We start from the raw sequence: 20,966 nt of genomic DNA on the forward strand, positions 1-20,966 counted from the left end.
CCCTTGGGGGCGAAAGCTGGTTGAAAACCATCAGATTGAAGAGCGAAATTAATAACTCGCTGCTTGCGGCGGAATGCTTTATTTGTCTCTAGGTTAGCTTTTGGATATTGATTTAGAGGTGAAAAGTTACGAAGAAAGTAATAAGCCCATCATTGCTAGCTGTACAGTTCTATTGATATGTAGAAGGAGTCGGTTGCGTTTTTGATTAAACAATGGTCTGTTAATGACTATGAAGGATTGATAAATCGCAGCAGAATCTGGTGCAGCTCTTCAGGGTCGAATGGTTTCGGCAGGAAGGCATCCATACCGGCAAGGATGAAGCCTTGCTGATCGGATTCCATGACATTGGCTGTCAGCGCAACAATGGGAGTCGTTAACTGCATATCCTGACGAATGTACCGCGTTGCTTCCATTCCATCCATGACTGGCATCTGAATGTCCATAAAAATCAGATCATAGGGGTGGTCTGCCGCCTTCAGTAAATCGATGCATTCGGCGCCATTTTGCACCAGGCTCACTCCAATGCCCCAATTTCCCAGCAATTCGGACATGAGTAATTGATTGAATTCATTATCTTCCGCCACCACAACGTGCGCATTGGAGAATTGCTGATGTGCATCGTTTCCCATTTGTGTTCGATTAACCTCTTTTGCTATTTTTTTATCAAATAGTGCGACCACCGCTTCAGTTAGACCCACTGCAGTGAATGGCCTGATGATGGCGCCGATCAAGCTGTTCCGTTCGATGTTTTTCGAAAACATAGCATCCATGGTGCCGGTAATCAACAATATCTTCGGTTGCCGCTCAGTGGGCAGGGCGGTTTCGATATCGTGCAACACTTGGAAAGGATCCGGGTCATGTTTTCTGATGGTGATCAACAGCAGATCGAAGGGTGAAGCCTTAAAGGCGGCAAGCTGTTTGATCGCATGCGTGCCCGAGATGGCAGTAACCGTCTTCCATCCGAGCGATTGCACAATTTCCAGAACGACCTGCCTGGTCGCGGCATGATCATCAACGATCATTACATTTAAGGAATGCAAGGATTCCGGTATCTTCATCCAAGACGCAGCAGCCTCCTCGGACTGTTGCAATCGGACGGTCGCATGGAAACGGCTGCCTCTGCCATATTCACTGTCAACGGTGATGGTGCCGTGCATCTGCTGCGCCAATCGCTTTGAAATGGACAAACCTAGGCCGGTGCCTCCGAAACGACGGGTAATCGTGGTATCAGCCTGAGAAAATGCCTGGAAAAGCGTGCTCAGTTGTTCGGCTCTTATGCCGATGCCACTATCCGCCACGCTGAAAGCAAGCATGATGATTCCAGGCTGATCAGTAGCTTCGGCGGAAATGCGGATGATCACTTCACCGCGGTCAGTAAATTTGATCGCATTATTGGTGAGATTGACGAATATCTGACTCAACCTGATGGGATCGCCGACGAAATAGCGGGGCACAGCCGGTTCGACATAAAACAACACATCGATTGCCTTATCGAGCGCGGCGGTTGAAGCCATGGCCGCCAGATTTTCCAGGACGTTGTTCAAGTCGAAGTGTACGTGATCCAATTCGACTTTATTCGCTTCAATTTTAGAGTAATCCAGGATGTCATTGATGACTCCTAAAAGAATGTTCGATGAGCCTTCTATATTGCGAAGGTACATATTCTGGCGCGAATCCAGATCGGTTTTGCTGAGCAGGTAAACCATTCCCGATACCGCATTCATCGGTGTACGGATTTCATGCGACATCATCGCCAGGAACCGGGTTTTGGCAATATTGGCTGCTTCCGCTTGCTGACGAGCCTCGATCAGCAAGGCCTCACGCTCTTTCAGATCGGTGATGTCCTGGTGAGTGCCGAACATCATCAGCGGCTTGCCATCGTCAGTCCAACTCAATACCTTGCCGCGATCCAACACCCAGATCCAGTGTCCGTGCTTGTGGCGCATGCGCGCTTCGACTTCATAATAGGAAAGTTTTCCAGCAAAATGGGCCTTCAAAAGCACTTCGGATTTATGCAAATCATCCGGATGAGCATATGTAAGCCATGTCTCAATCGAAATCGGCGCCAGTTCATCCAGTCGATATCCGATAATCTGGGCCCAGCGTTCATTGAAAATCACTTCTCCGGTCTGGACATTCCATTCCCACGTGCCGATGTGCGTGCCTTCGATGATATTGGATAAGCGCATACGCTGATACTCCAATTCTTTCTGATGCGACTTACGGCTAGTGATATCGCGCGATGAAGCGTAAATGAATTTTTTGCCCGATATTTCGATTCCCCGGGCATTGATCTCGACGTCGAAAATCGTGCCATCGCTACGTTGATGAAGCGTCTCGAATACGCGCGGTGAACGGAGGATTTCACGCGCCGTGCCAATCAATTTATCCTTGGGGATCTTGGCGTCCCAATCCATGACGTTCAGACGCGCCGTTTCTTCATAGGTATACCCCAGCATTTTTGCGAATGATCGGCTGAAATGCACGACATTGCCGTCTTCATCCAGAATATGGATGCCATCGCTGGCTGAATCCAGCAAGGCTTCAAATCGTAACGAAGCATTCTTGAGCTCGGTGATATCAGTCGCATAGCCATTCCAGACGATACTGCCATCGCTTTGCTTTTCAGGTTTGGATTGAGCATGGATCCAGCGGATTTCACCTGGTCTGACAATAATCCGAAATTCAAAATACCAGTCGTTCAACGATTCCGCCGACTTCCTGATTGATCGACCAAGCTTATTCGCGTCTTCAGGATGAATAATGGCCGTTATCGGCGCGACATTCTCGATGACCGCCTCGGGAGATATTCCCATGAGTTTTTGTATCCCTTTACTGGCGAAAGGAATACAGCTGTGTCCATCCGGGAAACGCTGAAACTGATAGATAAACCCAGGGATACTGTTGGAAAGATCTTCAAGGAATTCATGGTTTCTGACCAGTTGATTTTCCAGATTCTTGCAGGCAGTGATGTCTATCAGGTCAATGAGATACTGCTTGCCGGCGGCATTGGATTTGAATAACGAAGCCGTTGCGACCATGGTGCACAAAGCGCCATTCTTGCCCTGAACAGTGATATCCAGCGGTTCGAAATCGGTATTTCCCTGGAGCGCTGTTTGTTGGCGGTGAGCCCATGTGGACGTTACCCATTGACGATATGCTGCGTCGGGAAAAGCTTGCTGTCCCCAAGCCGAGAGCGTCGGAATATCCTCCAGCGTATACCCCAGTAATCGAGTGAATGATTTGTTCACCAAAAGAACAGTGCGATCATCGCAGATCGCCTTGGGAATCGGCGATGAGTTGATCATGGCGTAGAGCTTGGTTCTGCTTTCCTGTAGTTCCAATGTTACCTTGGTGTTTTCGGTGAACAGTACGCTGACGAATTGCGCTGTCAACGAAATGCCCACGATAAAGATATTCATATCGAAGATATTAGGACTCTGATCCACGACAAACGGGCCATAACCATGCGCAGTATCATGCAAAGCCAGCCAGGTGATCCCGCTGCATACCACCGATACGGTGGCCAATCCACTCTTTATAGCAATCCAGATCAGCAAGGGCACGTACATCACCAACGCCAGCGAAACGCTGCCAAAAACTGTGTTGCCAAACACTATCCAAGTTACTGGCAAAATCAGTGCCATCGGCAGAATCGCTGCACGAATCGACCGTTGAATAAATTCAAGCCGCCGGGATTGAGTCGCAATAATCAACAGTACCGGAGTAATCAGAAACTGTCCCATGCAATTCCCGATCCACCAGAACGACCAGGCTTGAAACAGGTCTGCTGATTTCTGAATGGCTTCAAAAAACCATAGTGTCGCGGTTCCCAGCGTGGCGCTGAATGGCTGCAGAATCAAGAAGATCATGACCAGCAACCGGCTGAAATCGCGAACGCTATCGAGGTGCGGATCAATATTCCAGCGCCTGAACAGGCTTACGCCGATGATGGCTTCAATGCTGTTGGTCGCCGCGACCAGAAAGGAAGGTAAAAATCCCAGATCGGTAGTTAACGCCAGTGCCAACTGACCCAAAAAAATACCCGGCCAAACCTGCGCGCCCCATCGAATAGCCGCGGCAAGCGCAATGCCCTCGGCCATGAAAAAAACCGGCGTCACGACATGATTTGAAACGGTCGTTAAGAAACTGATATAGCCAAAAGCAAAATACAATCCAGCCAATAGCGACCATTGAAGAAGATACCGAAGATAAGCAGCTAGAGAATGATTGCTCGACATGAAGTGGAAGAATTTTCAATAAAAATCATTTTCTTGCGCTGCTCGGTGGATGGATGAATGTATAAAATGCAGAAGGCTTGGTTGAGAGCGCTTTCCTGTCCTCGTTCGCGATCTTTTCATTCTCATGATGCGAATGCTTACCTAAAAACGTTGATCTCAACATATGATCAAACTCAGCGGCCATAATACCCTTCTTCTGATACGAAAGGTAAATCTGACAGTTTTTTAAGAAAATTCTTAAAGAGTTAGCCTGCGTGGTAAACAGTGCTGGAATCAGTCCAGCCCTGCAATTTAGGAGAATGGATGAGTATTTTGAGCTTGATTTCAACGCAACTGGCCGAGTGCGGCAGTATTCCAGCGCAATTTCAGCGGGGAACCAATCCCACATCATCTACTCTGATAAGAGCGTTCCTGTTATCAACGAGATCGCGTGTTAGGACAGCACTGATTAATTGGCTGAGCGAGCGATTCTCTCCGTTGCGCGGTACTCACTCCCTCGGTTCGCAACATTAATCAGCGTTCATTAAGTAATATGCATACTGTACGCGCTATCATTTCTCCAGTTAATCATGTTTTATCTCGCTTTAATTCTTGTCATTCTGCTCACAATATTGATCGTCGGGCCTTCGTATTGGGTTAAGCATACGCTTGCAAAATACAGTCAGCCGGATGATCGATACCCAGGGACGGGTGGCGAATTGGCGCGCATTTTGCTGGACTGGGCGAATCTGCAAACCGTCACGGTAGAATTATCCGAGATCGGCGATCACTACGATCCGATAGCCAAAGCTGTGCGGCTTACTCCTGATAAATTTCATGGCAAATCGCTGACAGCGGTTACTGTGGCAGCACATGAGGTTGGGCATGCCATTCAGGATCGGGATGGTTATTTACCGTTGAAATTCCGCACTCGCCTGGTGCAGATCGTCGCCCCGGCTGAGAAACTCGGGGCTGCCATTCTGATGATTGCTCCGATAATTACCATCATCACCCGGGCGCCCACGGCTGGCGCATTGTTTTTGCTGGGAGGATTGTTGACACTGGGTAGTGCAGCCGTGATACATTTGCTGACATTGCCCATGGAATTACATGCCAGTTTCGCTCGCGCCTTGCCCATGCTCCAGCATGGTAAATATTTGTTTCAGGATGATATCCCACATGCAAGAAGAATCCTTCGCGCCGCAGCCTTGACCTATGTTTCAGCTTCACTCATGACACTGCTCAATATTGGGCGATGGTGGGCCATATTGCGGCGATGATTGTTGCGGAGACTTGGAAAGATGTCAGGAGGGCTCTGACAAGGCGGCGAGCAATGGACAAGGCAGGGCAGACCCAGGTAAAAAAGGCGACTGAGCTGTCGTAAATGAACTTTTGAGCCCGATTCCAATGCAACAGCAGGGAGCACAACAGTTTTTCAGACTTTCCTTTGGTCTATTTTGTCTTGACCCTGTGAAATAAGCCACTTACCATGCGTATTTATCGTTAATCAATCATTTACCCCGTAGTAGAATAACCCGTAATTTTAAGTTAGAGGACTCATATGATGCATTTGATCAGACAGCAATCAGTCAAGGCAGTACGTGGTTTTACATTGCTCGAACTGCTTGTTGTGATGGTGATCATAGGCTTGCTTGCGGCCTATGTCGGACCGAAGTATTTCTCGCAAGTGGGTAAATCGGAAATAAAAATGGCGCAGGCGCAAATCGACGGACTCGAAAAAGCGCTGCACCAATATCGCCTCGACGTCGGCAGTTATCCGGCCACTGAGCAAGGACTGGCTGCATTGGTGACCCGTCCCAGCAATGAGGCCAGATGGCAAGGCCCTTATCTGGCGAAAATGCCGCCTCCTGATCCATGGGGACGTCCTTACATCTATAAATACCCTGGCGAGCGCTCGGAATTCGACTTGCTGTCATTAGGAAAAGATGGCCAGCCAGGCGGCGAAGGTGAGGCCGCCGATATCAAAAATTGGTAATGATTGCTCATGCGGTATGAAGTCAAAGCGGTGATGGCCGGGCAAGGTACCGTATACCTCGAGCTGGAAGCAAACAGCGAAGAGGAGGCGCGTCTGCAAGTCACCGATCAGGGTGGTATGGTATTAAGTGTGCGGCGCAGTTTTTCAGGTTTTTCCCTGAAAGCCCGGCACCATTTTCCGCTCGTACACTTCAGCCAGGAACTGCTGTCGCTGCAAACCGCTGGACTTAGCTTGGTAGAAGGCATAGAAACCTTGCTTGAGAAAGAACAGGATGCGAGCAATCGCAAAATCATCCAGAATCTGCTGACTCGGCTTTACGAAGGCGTGACCTTCTCGCAAGCATTGGAAGAATATCCGCTTGCGTTCCCGCCGCTGTATATTGCCACGGTCCGCGCCAGCGAGCGCACCGGCGATTTACCGGAGGCGCTGACACGCTTCATTTCCTACCAGACACAAATGGATTTCGTGCGCAAAAAATTGGTCGGCGCATCCATTTATCCGGTGCTGTTATTGGTGGTCGGCTTTCTGGTATCGATTTTCCTGATGGTATTTGTCGTTCCGAAATTCAGTGCGATTTATGACGATATGGGCAGCGATCTGCCGTGGTTGTCATTGCTCCTGATCAAATGGGGGCAATTCGTGCATGAGCGCGGCTTCGAATTAGCGGTAATTGCCGCAGCAGCGGTGGCGATGATTTTTTACACCGTCAGCCGTTCTTCGTTTCGCGCCGGCGTGCTACGTTTGTTATGGCGTATCCCGGCGATAGGCGAACATATGCGCGTTTATCAACTGGCCCGCTTCTATAAGACGCTCGGCATGCTGCTGCGTGGCGGGATTCCGATCACGCAGGCGCTGGAAATGGTCAGCGGCTTGCTGCAATCCCATCTGCGGCCGAAAGTGGAAGCGGCCGCGAAACATATCCGCGAAGGCAAGACGATTTCCAGTGCGATGGAACAGGAAGGACTTACGACTGCGGTGGGCAATCGCATGCTGCGCGTCGGAGAACGCACCGGACTGATGGGCGATATGATGGAGCGCATCGGAAACTTTCACGACGAGGAAATCGCCCGTTGGGTCGAATGGACCACCAAACTGATTGAACCGCTGCTGATGGCATTCATCGGCATCATTATTGGCGGCATTATCATACTTATGTATATGCCCATTTTTGAATTGGCTGGAAGCATCAATTGATCGAGACCACGCTAACCTCCGAGGACAAACCGCCGATCAGCCTGAATGATCTGATCGGCGCACGCAAACGCGCCCTGAGTCAGGGCATTTCAGTGATTCAGGCTTTGGAAGACGCTGGCGGCCATACGCCGGACGAACTAACGCAGCAGCTTGGGCAATTACTACACATGCCTGCGCTGGAGATGAAAACGATCCATACGCTGACGCCGGCATTTGACGTACTGCCCTTTGCCGAAGCTATCATTCATGAATGCGCGTTATTTCGCCATGAGCAGCGCTATCTGCTCGCAGTCAGCAACCCATTTTCCCCCAAACTTCGCGCCTGGGCGGAAGAGCGTTTCAATCTGCCGGTGGAATGGCATTTGGTGCATCCAGGCGATTTAACGGCTTTTTTTGCCCAGCAAGAAAAAACCATGCGCGCCATGGATCAGGTTTTGCACTCTACCGAGTTGGACAAGATGCAAACGGGTATCGAAGATTTATCGTTAAAGAGCATCAATGAGGGCACCAGTCAGGTCGTCCGGTTGGTGCATTCGACGCTCTACGATGCTCACAAATCCCAGGCCAGCGACATTCACCTGGAAATGACGGTCGGCGCGCTATCGATCAAATATCGCATCGACGGCGTGCTATCCTCGATCGGCGTGATCCAGGGTGGGGATTTGGCGGAGCAAGTGATATCCCGCATCAAGGTCATGTCCGAATTGGATATTGCAGAGCGCCGCGTGCCGCAGGATGGCCGCTTCAAAATTTCCATCCAGGGTCGCGAAATCGATTTCCGCGTCTCGATCATGCCGAGCATTTTTGGCGAAGATGCGGTATTACGTATTCTCGACCGACAAGCGCTGTCCGACCATATTGAGGGATTGACGCTGAATCAGTTGGGATTCAATGCGGCGGCGATCGCGAGCATCCGCCGCTTGAGCTCAGAACCATACGGCATGCTGCTGGTGACCGGGCCGACCGGAAGTGGCAAGACCACATCGCTGTATGCCGCAATCTCTGAAGTCAACAAAGGCAGCGATAAAATCATTACCATCGAGGATCCGATTGAATATCAACTGCCGGGGGTGCTGCAAATCCCCGTCAATGAGAAAAAAGGGCTGACCTTTGCCCGCGGCCTGCGCTCGATCTTGCGGCATGATCCCGACAAGATCATGGTCGGCGAAATCCGCGATGCTGAAACCGCGCAGATCGCGATCCAGGCGGCGTTGACCGGTCACCTGGTGTTTACGACCGTGCACGCCAATAACGTGTTCGACGTCATTGGCCGATTTTCGCATATGGGCGTCGATCCTTACAGTTTCGTATCCGCGCTGAATGGAATCGCCGCGCAACGGCTGGTGCGGCTGTTATGTCCGCATTGTTCCACCGATGAGCAACCGAGCGAAGAACTGCTGGCAGACTCAGGAATCGAGGCCGATACCGTGAAACACTATCATTTCCGCAGCGGCAAGGGCTGCGGCCAATGCCGGGGAAGCGGTTACCGGGGACGGAATGCGATTGCTGAAATTCTGCTCCTCAACGATGAAATCCGTGAACTCATCGTGGCGCAAGAACCCATCCGCCGTATCAAGGAAGCCGCCCGCAACAATGGCACGAGATTTCTGCGCGAGGCGGCATTGGATATGGTCAAGCAAGGTTTAACCAGTCTGGAGGAGGCCAACCGTGTCACGATTGTGGCGTGATCAGATACAGGTTTTTCTTGCGCCCGAGCGAGTGGATCTGGTCCGCTTTTCGCGGGGCCTCAAACCGGTGCAAACCGCCAAAATCACTGCGCATTGCCAAGCTTTGCAGGGCGCTGCTGCCTGGCAATCGGCGTTGCAGCAGTTGGAAAAAAATTTGATCGATGCTGCCGCAACAGAATTGTCGGTTACCTTATCGAATCACTTCGTGCGTTATGTGACGCTGCCTCCCCAGGCAGAAATCGCCAGCCCAGAAGAGGTCAAGTCATATGCGAATTTCCGGATGCGGGAAATCTATGCCGAGCGGATGGATGCGTGGGTACTGAGTGTCAGTGAATGGCACCCCATCACCGGCGCCATTTGCGCGGCAATTCCACGGATATTGGTGACTCAGTTGGAAGAGCTGGCTGCGCGGCATCAATGCAAGCTTAAAACTATCGAGCCTTACCTGGCATCGATCCATGATCACTGGCACAAGCTGCTGAATGGCCATACCATTTATCTCGCCGTGATAGAAGCCGGCCGGATCTGCGTCTCCATTCTGATCGATGGCGTCTGGCGTAGCATTCGCAACCAGCGCATATTGCACAGCGCTGCTGATGAACTGCTGGCGATATTGGATCAGGAGGCGATTTTTCTGGGAAACAAGGAAACTGTGGATTCAGTGTATATATTCGCACCGGAACATGTGCAACTGACATTGCCGGTCAATTGCGGATGGAATATCGTGCCGATCCCGACTGAACAAATACCCATCCCGGCACATTATCCATCGGTGAATACCGATCAACCCGAGATTGATCAATGTCCCGCCTGAAATTAAAATTCCCGTATCAGGAACAGTCGATTCCGCAGGTCGATTATGCGATATTGCTGATTGGCTTGTTGATCATGATCGGTATTTTCCTGCAATACCGGCATATTACCGAAGAGGTCAATTACTGGAGCAGCCGGGTTGAACGCCTGGAGAAACAGCAGCAGCAAAAAGCTGCGCCACGCAGCCGCTCAACCCGTGTCAGAGAATTCAGCCAGGAAATCCGCAAAGAGATTGCGCAGGCCAACACGATTCTGGATCAACTGAATTTGCCGTGGGAAACATTGTTTGACTCCATTGAATCCGCGTCGACCGAGCATATCGCGTTATTGTCCTTGCAACCGAATGTCGGGAATCGCACACTGCGCATCAGCGGAGAAGCCCGATCGATGTCTGAGTTGCTCGATTTTGTCGAAGCGCTGGAGCGCGAATCGGTATTTGAAAATGTGCATTTATTGAACTATAAAATCAAACAGGATAATCCGCACCGTCCGATCATTTTTCTGCTGACATCCACATGGATTTAAAACGATTAAACGTTGAAACTCTGTCTACGAGATTGACCCAATGGATGCCGCAGTTGCGTTGGCAAGCCGGGCGGCTCGGTACGCTCGGCAAGATCGGCATCGGCCTTCTGGTAGTCGCGGCCATTTATTTCTTCTCGGCGGTCGTGCCGCAACAAACGGCCCTGCAGCAACTCAAGGAGCGCGCTGAAACGTTACAGATACAGGCCCAGAAACCCTCCACGGGCGATGCCGACGCTGCGAAAAAAATGACCGGCGATCAGGCATTGCAGGCATTTTATGACTTCTTCCCGATGATCGATTCGTCGCCATTCTGGATCCGCGAATTGGTGCGCATCGCCAAGAAACAGAATGTGGAATTGAGCAGCAGCGAATACCGCCTGATCAATGAACAGGATGCCCGGCTGGCGCGCTATGAAATGGTATTGCCGATCCGCGGCAATTATGCCCAGATCCGCGCGTTCATTGCCGATGCGCTCGAAGCCGTGCCCGCGATGGCCATTTCCGCAATCGCCATCAAGCGCGATGCCGTCTCGTCTGACCGGCTTGAACTGCGTCTTGAAATTAATCTTTTTCTGAACAAATAACGCGATGGATTCAGCCGAAAAGAAACGTAAACTGCTACTGGGCGGCGCGCTCCTCGCAACGCTGATCGCTGTGATTCTGGTTGAGGAAGAGCCGGAAGAAGAAGGCGCAATCACCGCTACGGTCGAGCCGGTGCAATCCGCGAAATCAGGCAATGACCGTAACAAAGCACCTGAAAAAAATACTGAACACCTGGACATCAGCAAGCTCGGCCAGCGGACATTCGACCCGTCTGCCGGCAAGCTGTTCGCATCCACCAATTGGACGCCAAAAAAACCAGCCCTTACGCTGGAAGAACAGGCCGCCAAGGCCGAAGAACAACGCGCCAAAGCAGCCGCGCCGCCTCCCGCTCCCACCGCTCCCCCGTTACAATTCAAATACGCCGGCAAAGCGATTTCCGATAATCAGACCTGGGTTTTTCTTTCACGCTCAGGAGAAAATCATATCGCCAAGATCGGCGGAAAAGTGACTGATCAATATCGACTGGACGCCATCAATGACACCGCAATCACATTGACCTATTTACCCCTGAATATCAAACAAACCCTCACGATCACTAATAAATTGGCAGGAAATATCCAATGAAGAGCTGGAAAATCATTGTTCTGAGCATATTGCTCGCGATAACGACCGGGTGTGCAATCAATAACCGGACATTCGGTACCCGGAATATGGCATTTGACGATGGGCAGAAGCTGATTGCAGCCGGTCAGTTTGAAGCCGGACTTGAAAAATTAGACCAAGCGCGGCGTGAAGAACCTGAAAACAGAGATATTCAAAGTGTAGTTTTACGTTTACGGGAGGAAGTTAGTGGGAAGCTTTTATTTGAGGCAGAAAATTTGCGATATTCTGGACAATTGGATCGTGCAACACAATCCTTTCAACGTATACTCAATCTATTTCCATTTAACGAAAGAGCTAAAGAAGGTTTAGAGTCAATAGCATTAGATCGTCAACATATTGCCAAAGTCGACACAGCGAGAGAGTTGTTAAGAAATGGAGAAGCTGCAAAGGCAGAGACACTGGTGCGCGCCGTGTTACAAGAAAACCCACAGCAATCGCATGCGCGCCAATTGATTTCGGAAATCAATCTGAATCTGGCTCGTCCTGAGGTCACACATCTGGCCCTGGAATCTGCCTTCAAAAAAACGGTCACGATGGAATTTAAGGATACCGATCTCAAATCGGTGTTCGAATTAATGTCGCGTACCGCCGGCATTAACTTTGTGTTTGACAAAGACATACGCCAAGATACCAAGATTTCGATTTTTGTAAAAAATAATACGATTGAAGATATTCTCAAGTTGATCCTGACGACCAATCAGATGGCGTTTAAGGTACTTAACAATAATTCCTTATTGATCTATCCCAATACACCCGCCAAGCAAAAGGATTATCAGGAACTGGTCGTGCGCAGCTTTCAGATTGCGCATACTGACGTAAAACAAATGGTTGCGATGGTCAGAGGTATCGTCAAAGCGAAGGATATTTATGTCAATGAGCAACTGAATCTGTTCATCATGCGCGATACGCTCGAGGCCATTCGTTTGACTGAGCGATTAATCAGCTTGAATGATTACGCGGAACCTGAGGTAATGCTCGAAGTAACCATTCTGGACGTCACACGCACGAATAATTTTTTATTAGGGCCAAATTTCCCTCAATCACTTCAATACAGTTGGTCAGGTGCTGCTTCTCTTACTCCTGCAGGAGCTTTGATTAGCCAATTTGGTTTTGAAGGGCTTAAAAGTTTTGGTATGGCCAACCAGGCAAAAATTGATTTTCTACAAAATTTTTCAGCAGGCGATATATTGGCAAACCCCCGAATTCGAGTCAATAATAAAGAAAAAGCAAAAATTCATGTGGGTACCAAACAACCCTTTTTCTCTGCTAACGTCCAGGCTGGAGTCGCTGCTGCTTTAGTTACGTCAACGCCAACTTTTATCGATTTGGGTGTCAAGCTGGATGTTGAGCCTCGTATCGGACTAAACGACGACATAACACTGAAGGTTACTTTGGAAGTTAGTTCATTGATAACTACTATATCAGGTCCGGGAGGGGCAACTGCCCCAGTTGTCGGAACACGCAATGCTGAAACTCTTCTCACGTTAAAAGATGGGGAAACGCAAGTTATAGCAGGCCTTATCGATAATAGAGAAAGCAAAGAAATCAAAGGTCTTGCAGGATTGCTCAACATTCCAGGATTGGACCGATTAACCTCCAATCAGGATATTAGACGAGTCAAAAATGAAGTGGTGCTATTGATAACGCCTCGCATTGTTCGCAATATTCCCAGACCGACTAATTTGGAAAGCGAATACCACTTCGGCACCGCCAGCGAAGCCGGTAAATTACCGGTCAAAATCGACAAAACCAAGGCGCAATCGCTGGCAATCACCCCCGGCGGTACAGGCCAGGGTTCTGCACGAGGAGGTGCCAATCCATTCGCTGCGCCGGTTGATGAAGATGTTCCGAATCCGTTCGCAAAAGCCGCAGCAGCCGCGGCATCGTCTACGCCGTCTTTGACGCTGCAGGCGCCGACCAATGTCGGATTGGATAAGGAATTTTCTGTCAATGTCCGGTTGGTGGGCGCAAAAGCCACGACCAATACCGAACTCCAGCTCAGTTACGATTCCGGTTCGTTTGAACTGCTGGATGGCGGGGCCAAATCCGGTTCGCGCAGCATACGGCTGGGCAAGGATCAGATTGCCGGGCTGGCGACGCAATTGCGCTTCAAGGTCATCGCCACTGCGGCCGGTACTGGGGAAGTCAGTATCCAAAGTGCCAACGGCGAAGACATCGAGCTTGGCGATGTCGTTGACGTCACGTTGCCGCCACCGGCCACGATCAATTTCAAATGATGGTTTCGTTTCGATTCGTTGGAAAGCACAAAGGCTTCACGCTGATTGAACTGATGATCGTGGTGGCGATCATGGGCATTCTGGCAACCGCTGCATTGCCGTTTCGCGAAATGATGGTCAAGCGCGAAAAGGAACAGGAGCTGCGCACCGCGCTGCGGCAGATCAGAACGGCGATCGATGCGTATAAACAGGCGGTGGATGATGGGCGCGTCGCCAAAAAAGCCGATGAAACCGGTTACCCGCCGCGGCTGGAAGAATTATTCATCGGCGTTCCCGATATCAAAAGCACCGACAAAAAAGTGATTTATTTTCTGCGCCGCCTGCCGCGCGATCCGATGTTTGTTGAGCCCGATCTGATGGGCGCTCCTCCCACGCCTGCAGTGGATACTTGGGGGAAACGCAGTTATGAAAGCCCATTTGACAGTCCCAAGGCTGGCGATGACGTGTATGACGTGTTCTCGATGTCCGAAACCCTCGGCTTAAATGGCATTCCGTACCGGGAGTGGTAGCGTTTATGGGCAAACTTTGGCAGCCTAGAGGCTTCACACTGATCGAATTATTGGTGGTCATGGCGATTATCGCAACCCTGTTGACCATCGTTGCACCGCGTTACTTCAATTCCTTGGACAAGGCTAAAGAAGCCGTGCTGCGGCAGGATCTGGGCATCATGCGCAACGCCATCGATCAGTTTTATTCGGATTTCGGTAAATATCCGCTCGATCTGCAGGAACTGGTCGACAAAGGCTATATGCGCAACTTGCCAACCGATCCTTTTACCGAACGAAAAGATAGCTGGGTCGAAGTGCCCCCGAAGAATCTGACCGAAGCAGGCGTCTACGATGTGCATAGCGGTTTCAATGGGCGGGCGTCGGATGGTACGTTCTATGAAGAATGGTAGCAGCCGGTATTCGTCATTAATCCGTAAGCCCTCGCATTCGGAACACGGTTTCGTGTATCTCTGGGCATTGTTCTCGGTCGTGCTGGCGGGTGTGGCGATCGCTGGCGCCGGGCAGATGTGGCAGGTGAAATCGCAGCGGGACAAGGAAGCGGAGCTGATGTTCATCGGCGAGGAATTCCGCAAAGCCATCATGTCCTATCATAACGCCAATAAACAGTATCCAAGCACGCTCGAAGACTTGCTCAAGGACAGTCGATCGGTCAACATCAAACGCCATTTGCGCAAAATATACACCGATCCGATGACCAACAGCACCGACTGGGGCCTGGTGGATGAGCCGCCACCGGCGACAACGACCGCAGCATCGAAGGCCGGTGCGGCGCAGAATAAAAATTCAACCGGCAGTAGCAGCACCACCTCATCCACTGGCTCGAGTTCGGGCTCCACTGCGAGTACCGGCACTGGCAGCACCAATTCATCGACAACCAATTCCAACCAGTCGTCTGCGCTCAATCAAACCGGCAGTACCGGCCAAACCACGGCATCGGGTCAAACCTCGACGACCAATCCAGGATCGAATGTCGGTACGACTCCGGAAAGCAAACCGCCTGTCACCAGCAGCTCAGGCATGAGTTCCAGCATAGGTACAAAGATCACTGGCGTTTACAGCCTTTCCGAAAGGAAACCCATTAAGAAAGACCGCTTTCCGGAGCAGTATGCCAAGTTCAAAGAGGCATTGAGCTATCGGGATTGGCAATTCATCTATAAACTGGACGCCAAATCCTCGGGCACGAGCGGATCCGGTGCATCCTCTACCAAGTCCGGCGGCGCTTCTACGCCGGGGGCAGCCAATTCGCCGTTCTCATCGTCAAATTCTTCGTCTTCGCGCGGAAGCGCATCTTCGTCATCTGGGTCATCGGCCAGTGGTAGCGGTTCGCCATTTGGTTCCCCATCTCAATCCGGTGCATCCGGAAGTGGTGCTGGCTCATCGCCTTTCGGATCTTCAGCGAATGATGATTAAAAAACGTTCAAGTCGCTTGCGACTCGCAATCATCTCTGGCTGAGTTTGCTGTCGAGATATTCGACCCTTACCTTGCCGACGCCTTGTAATCCGATTTTCTTCGCTGCGCCGTGCGACAAATCGATCAGCCTGCCTTTCTTGAAAGGCCCGCGATCGTTGACGACGACATCGACCGCGCGGCCATTATGAAGATTGGTTACCCTGACTTTCGAAGGCAGCGGCAAGGTTTTATGCGCGGCGGTCAAGCCCTGCGGAGCGAAACGGGCACCCATCGCGGTGCGGCTGCCCGATTCCGAGCCATACCACGATGCTGTGCCGGTTTCGCGGTATCCCGCGGCTGTCGCCAGCGGTACATAGGTAACGCCCCGCACGGTATAAGGGCGATTGTAAGCGGCCTGGGCGTTGGGTGTGCGATAGCCGGAAGCTGATGAGCGAGACGGCGAGTCGGAAAACATCGATGCGCAACCGCTCAGCATGCCAGTCATCAATAGCAGCACGCCCAATGATTGACCAGACAGGGATCGATGGATGGATAACATTTCGAATATCTTGCCTAATGATGCAATGACCCGATTATAACCGGAAATCTTCTCGTCATGATGCCTTGCCTCAGCATAGCAGAACGCTCAAATACCAAGGACTCACCAAAACGGGAAGCGGATATCCACCGGCATGCCATTGATCAATTGGGTTTTGGTGGGGCCGGTCAGCGCCACGTGCGCCAAGATAGCCGAACGCGGCGACTCGAGCAGATTGGCCCCTTCGATGATTGATTTTTGCGTGATGCCGGGAACGGAGATAATCCGTCCTTGTGCAGTTTCCCCATTTGGAAATGCGATCGAAACGATCTGATCGACTACTGCGCGATCATGATGCTTGGGTGGAATGAACGCGGTGATATAGGCCTGCTCCGGAAAAATGATGTCCAATAGCGGCTGTCCCTGACCCAGATATTCTCCCGATTGCACGAATAGTTCCGTGACCAGCCCGGCCGAGGGAGCAGCCAAGGTCAGTTGCTGTTTCTTAAGCCCAAGTCCATCGAGCTCGAGCGATAATTCATTGATGCGGCTGCTCATCTGGCGGATTTCCGCGGACATGCCATGATCGCGCGACTGAATCGTCTGATGCGCCGCCAGGCTTTGCAGTGCGCTGCCGTATTGGTTGCGGGCGGTGGCGATTTCAGCCTGGGTAGCCGCGCCCTGTTTGAACAAGGATTCATATTGCTGCACGCGGTGCTGATAGAATCTTGCTTGCTGCTGGGCAAAGCGGAGTAATTGCATCGAATGAGATTGGGCATTTCCAGGTTGTCCGAGCAATTTGTCGCGTTCTTGATTCAAGAAATTGACTTCGGTGGCGAGGCGCTGTTGACGGTCTTCGAGGGTCAGGTTATGCAGAACCGCCAATCGCTGATCTTTGTGCACGGTTTGCAAGGGTTGGACCAGAAGTTCCTGAACATAGCCGTCGACAGATGAGCGCACGCGGATATTCGGTATCGTAACCCGCCCGTCTGCCTTGATCACGATCATCTCCAGTACGGTCAACCCAATCAAATAGAGCAGCGGAAGACTGGCAATGAGCACGATCAGATACCAGCGCCAGGCAATTCTGGCGCGCTTTGCCGCGCCGTAATGAATGCGGATGCCCCGATCCTGGTCGGGTATTTTCTGCTCCGGTTGATTAAAACGGATTTTCATCGATATACGCCTCCCAATCTTTCCATGACTGAATCGCAAGTCCATTGAAGTTCGGAGCTTGCAATTGATTCTGCAATTGCTGCATAGCGCGCCTGAAGGCAGCCTGAGGCTTGTGCGCGTAACTGTTTTCCGGTTCCAGTTCCGGCTCCAGGCTTTGAGCAAGACTGAAGCTTAAGCCCGGGAATTGTTGCATTGCCGATTGCATGGTTGTTACCACATTCGCTACGTTGACCGAGTAATACATGACCGTGACTTCCTTCACGCCAATTTTTGCAAATTGGCACAGCACGCAGATGCCAAGGGACGATTCCTGCGCCAGATAGCGATGGTGGACACTTACTGCAACCGGCCATGGAGAAGCAGCCGTTGCCCGGCGGATGGTTTCGACGAATTCCTCCAGCGTTTTTTTGTCGATCTGCACGTCACTGAGCTGTTCCGGCTCGATATCGAGATGCAGGCCATCGAAATGAATATGTTTTAATTTTTTGATGATTGCCAGCAGGTGAGGGCGCTCTTCCGGGAGAATCCAATAAGGATCGCCCAATAATAATTCAACACTGATTCCGTTGCGGCGCGCGTTCTGCAGGAAATTCCTGAGATGCGCCGGTTTGGCGACGGCGGCGTTGATCTGCCGCGCCGTCAGCGACAGCAAAATGCGCTTGATCCTGAGTTTCTTGGCTTTTTTCCAGAAGTTCGCGCGCGCCTGAATCTCGCCGAAATTCCACAGATAGACGGAATAGTTTGCCGCATCCGCTTCAGGCTGGCCAGGCGGCTGTTCATGCGGATGGGCCGATGCGCCAGTGCGTTGCTCGAAGTACTGCCGGGCCTTGTCGAGCGGCGTAATGATGCTCGATTGTTCTGCCTGCGGATTCACCGGATCGACTCCATTGCTCACTGTGGACAAAAACTGGCGCAGCCGGATGTGCAGTTTCCATTGCTCTGATTCGGCTTCGACATATTCCAGCGCAGTGCGGTAATAGGTATTGATCGCCTGGAGGTATTTCTCGATGACATCGCCATCCAGCGCGTGCAGGCGCAAATACCGTTCACGCACCGATTCTTTCGCTGCGCCCAAGCGGGTATGCTGGAAGCGGATTTGCTGAACGAGCTGATGATAGCGGCCCAGCATGGACTTGAACTCCAGATCCAGCTCCTGTCCGCGGCGGCTGAATTCGGTCTGCAAGCTGACCAGTTGGCTGCCCAGGCGGGATTGCTCGTTTCTGCGGTAACTTACGATCTCGAGCGGCATCCTGAAATTGAAACCGACCGCGCCGCCATAGCCAAATTGTGAAGATTCGGGCGATGGATGAGGAATGGCAGGGCCGCCAAACGCCACCAGCGATAAATCCGAATCGATGCCTTGCCAGTGTTCCGTTTCACGGATTTTACGCAGATGATCGGTTTGCGCCTGCAGGATCATTAAATCGGGTTGTTGAATATCCGGCTGTGTTTCGCGCGCAACATTGCTCAAGCCGGGCTTGACTGAATCAAAAGGCGCGATCGGAAGATTGGTCAGATGCATGAGCCGGGTCAGCGCCTGATCACGATTGTTGATGAATTCCAATTGTGCACGTTCGGCGCGTTCGAACGCCGACATGAATTCGAAATAATCCGACATCAGCAGCAATCCGGTCTGATTGCGTTGCTGCAATACTTTTTCCACGCCGAGATTGCGCAGATCCAGATAAGTTTCAGTCAACGCCAGCATTTTTTGCGCGCTCCAATACGCGGCGTAATTTTCTTCCATCACGAGCGCGGCCAAGCGCTTGCTCCAGTCATGGCGTATCGTTTCGATCTGCACTTGCGTCGCGGCATCGCTGATCGCGCGATCCTGCCGCTCGGCGCTGCCGAGCAACGGATAACGCAGACCTATGCGCGCCAACGGATCGAAGAACCGCCCGAACGGCTCGCGTGCAAACGGGCTTTTTTGATATCCGCCGGACACCGTGCCGAACACTTCCCATCCTTTCTGCGCCTCATTCGCCTGTAAATGGTATTGCTGCGCTTCCAGATCGGCTTTGGTCTTCAGCACCGAGGCCGCCTGATCTACATGGGACTGGAATTCCGTCAATCGTCTGATCTGCGTTTCCGCATGTGCCGTCAGCGTGCTCAGACCCAGCACTAGAAAAAAGCCATAAATATTCACTGTTTACCCTTTTTCAGCACCCAGAAAGGCGCCATTGCGGAATCGAGATGACCTTTGTTGAGAATTTGATTGGAAATGGCCACAGCGCTCCATAGGCGCACTGCAAATTGAAATAAGGGATATATGGGAATGATCAGAAAAGCACGGCTGTCCTGTCGTGGCCGATCGGAGATCACGGCCAGGTAGAGAACGAATTGAATCAGCGTCAGGCAGAGATAAAAAAGATAGACCAGCGTCATGCTGGCCAGAAAGAAGGGTAGCGGCAATACCACGATCATGTAGATCATGTACAGCACAATCGTGAACGGCATGACGATCTGAAACAAAATGCCATACCACAGGATAAAAATGAAGTTATTCCAGCCCATGATCGAGGCGGAAATCCCTAACCGGTGCTTATTGGCGTAGATGTACAACAAGTCACCATCCCAACGCAGCCGTTGCTTGAGGAAATCGGTCAGTTTTTCAGGTACATCGGTATGCGATACCGCACCCGGCTCGAACTCGAAGCGCAATTCCGGATGACGGCCCTGGTATTGTTTGATTCGTAACGTGAGATCCAGATCTTCGGCGGTGCCGGTGTTCCATCCGCCGATCTGGTGAAGAAAGGATTTTCTGAAAATGCCGAATGCGCCGGGCACATTGTTGATGACGTTGATCTCTGTTAAACCCAATTTGCCGGCTTGCATGCTGAGCATGTATTCCAGGCTCTGCAGGCGGGTAACGATCGATGCGCCGGCGTTGCGCACCCGCATCGGGCCAGTGACCGCAACCACATTTTCATTCCGGAAATGAGCGCTGGCGCGATGGACCATTTGATTATCAAACGACGTATCGCCATCCAGAGCCAGAAAAATGTCGCCCGTCGCACGGCTCAACCCGGCGTTCAGCGATGACACCCGGCCACCCCGCTGTATCTTCGGAATGATGATCAAGGTGCGTTTGGGATAATCGGCGATACGCGGCAGCAGGTCTTTCAATGCCTGATAAGTGGGTTGATTGCGCTGCACGCCATCGACCATGGCAATGATCTCTATATGTCCGGAGTAGGTTTGTTCCAATAAGGAAATCACGGTATTCTGAACCGCCTGGCCTTCGGAATAGCAGGTAATCGCGCAGGTGACTTTGGGCGTATACGGCGGCGTAAAAGCCGTTTCATAACTGACTCTGGCGGTATAGCGGAAAACGCCGAACCAACTGATCACATACAACGGTAATTCCAGAAACAGCACGAACGGCACAAACATCAGCAGATAGGGAACGATTCCCTGATCCTGAATAAAAAATGCACTCAGAACTTGCCACGTCTGTGCCAATGTCTGCATAGT

General features: G+C 51.3%; 17 protein-coding genes. 12 read left to right on the forward strand and 5 right to left on the reverse strand.

What is annotated here, in order from left to right; translation table 11 throughout:
* Positions 1–227: 227 nt before the first annotated feature.
* Entirely contained in the window at positions 228–4,241 is a 4,014-nt protein-coding gene (locus ABF87_RS00165) for a PAS domain S-box protein (protein ID WP_160827108.1), read from the reverse strand.
* Between the two features lie 569 nt (positions 4,242–4,810).
* Here ABF87_RS00165 and ABF87_RS00170 point away from each other — a divergent pair.
* The 12 genes from ABF87_RS00170 to ABF87_RS00225 all read left to right on the forward strand — a co-directional run bounded on the left by ABF87_RS00170 (position 4,811) and on the right by ABF87_RS00225 (position 15,798).
* Positions 4,811–5,500, forward strand: a complete 690-nt coding sequence (locus ABF87_RS00170; RefSeq protein WP_160827109.1) for a zinc metallopeptidase — start codon at positions 4,811–4,813, stop codon at positions 5,498–5,500.
* 281 nt (positions 5,501–5,781) lie between these two features.
* A complete protein-coding gene (gene gspG / locus ABF87_RS00175; RefSeq protein WP_160827110.1) occupies positions 5,782–6,216 on the forward strand; it encodes a type II secretion system major pseudopilin GspG in 435 nt (144 codons plus the stop codon).
* Positions 6,217–6,225: 9 nt separating this feature from the next.
* On the forward strand, positions 6,226–7,410 hold the full coding sequence (locus ABF87_RS00180) for a type II secretion system F family protein (protein ID WP_160827111.1): 1,185 nt from the start codon (positions 6,226–6,228) through the stop codon (positions 7,408–7,410).
* Complete coding sequence (locus ABF87_RS00185) at positions 7,410–9,098, forward strand: GspE/PulE family protein (RefSeq protein WP_345789861.1); 1,689 nt, start codon at positions 7,410–7,412, stop codon at positions 9,096–9,098. The genes ABF87_RS00180 and ABF87_RS00185 overlap by 1 nt, the downstream gene beginning before the upstream one ends.
* On the forward strand, positions 9,079–9,912 hold the full coding sequence (locus tag ABF87_RS00190) for a hypothetical protein (RefSeq protein WP_160827113.1): 834 nt from the start codon (positions 9,079–9,081) through the stop codon (positions 9,910–9,912). Before ABF87_RS00185 ends, ABF87_RS00190 begins: the two co-directional genes overlap by 20 nt.
* Complete coding sequence (locus ABF87_RS00195) at positions 9,900–10,436, forward strand: PilN domain-containing protein (protein ID WP_160827114.1); 537 nt, start codon at positions 9,900–9,902, stop codon at positions 10,434–10,436. The genes ABF87_RS00190 and ABF87_RS00195 overlap by 13 nt, the downstream gene beginning before the upstream one ends.
* Positions 10,427–11,020: a hypothetical protein gene (locus ABF87_RS00200; protein ID WP_240143448.1), complete on the forward strand. Its 594-nt coding sequence runs from the start codon at positions 10,427–10,429 to the stop codon at positions 11,018–11,020. Before ABF87_RS00195 ends, ABF87_RS00200 begins: the two co-directional genes overlap by 10 nt.
* Positions 11,021–11,024: 4 nt before the next feature.
* Positions 11,025–11,603, forward strand: a complete 579-nt coding sequence (locus ABF87_RS00205; protein ID WP_160827115.1) for a hypothetical protein — start codon at positions 11,025–11,027, stop codon at positions 11,601–11,603.
* Positions 11,600–13,879, forward strand: a complete 2,280-nt coding sequence (locus ABF87_RS00210) for a secretin and TonB N-terminal domain-containing protein (RefSeq protein WP_160827116.1) — start codon at positions 11,600–11,602, stop codon at positions 13,877–13,879. Before ABF87_RS00205 ends, ABF87_RS00210 begins: the two co-directional genes overlap by 4 nt.
* A complete protein-coding gene (locus tag ABF87_RS00215) occupies positions 13,876–14,388 on the forward strand; it encodes a type II secretion system protein (RefSeq protein ID WP_275689389.1) in 513 nt (170 codons plus the stop codon). The genes ABF87_RS00210 and ABF87_RS00215 overlap by 4 nt, the downstream gene beginning before the upstream one ends.
* Positions 14,389–14,393: 5 nt before the next feature.
* Entirely contained in the window at positions 14,394–14,777 is a 384-nt protein-coding gene (locus ABF87_RS00220; protein WP_160827117.1) for a prepilin-type N-terminal cleavage/methylation domain-containing protein, read from the forward strand.
* A complete protein-coding gene (locus ABF87_RS00225; RefSeq protein ID WP_160827118.1) occupies positions 14,764–15,798 on the forward strand; it encodes a hypothetical protein in 1,035 nt (344 codons plus the stop codon). Before ABF87_RS00220 ends, ABF87_RS00225 begins: the two co-directional genes overlap by 14 nt.
* Positions 15,799–15,827: 29 nt before the next feature.
* On the opposite strand, the gene ABF87_RS00230 is transcribed toward ABF87_RS00225, so the two are convergent.
* The 4 genes from ABF87_RS00230 to ABF87_RS00245 form a co-directional block, all read right to left on the reverse strand.
* Complete coding sequence (locus ABF87_RS00230) at positions 15,828–16,337, reverse strand: septal ring lytic transglycosylase RlpA family protein (protein WP_160827119.1); 510 nt, start codon at positions 16,335–16,337, stop codon at positions 15,828–15,830.
* A 102-nt stretch (positions 16,338–16,439) separates the two neighbouring features.
* Complete coding sequence (locus ABF87_RS00235; RefSeq protein ID WP_160827120.1) at positions 16,440–17,492, reverse strand: HlyD family efflux transporter periplasmic adaptor subunit; 1,053 nt, start codon at positions 17,490–17,492, stop codon at positions 16,440–16,442.
* A complete protein-coding gene (locus ABF87_RS00240; RefSeq protein ID WP_160827121.1) occupies positions 17,476–19,638 on the reverse strand; it encodes a TolC family protein in 2,163 nt (720 codons plus the stop codon). The genes ABF87_RS00235 and ABF87_RS00240 overlap by 17 nt, the downstream gene beginning before the upstream one ends.
* Positions 19,635–20,963 carry a glycosyltransferase gene (locus ABF87_RS00245; protein WP_160827122.1) on the reverse strand — a complete coding sequence of 443 codons (1,329 nt, stop codon included), beginning with the start codon at positions 20,961–20,963 and terminating at the stop codon, positions 19,635–19,637. The genes ABF87_RS00240 and ABF87_RS00245 overlap by 4 nt, the downstream gene beginning before the upstream one ends.
* Between the last annotated feature and the right edge of the window lie 3 nt (positions 20,964–20,966).

It is taken from the genome of Nitrosomonas sp. JL21 (assembly GCF_009833095.1).
Taxonomy (GTDB): Bacteria; Pseudomonadota; Gammaproteobacteria; order Burkholderiales; family Nitrosomonadaceae; genus Nitrosomonas.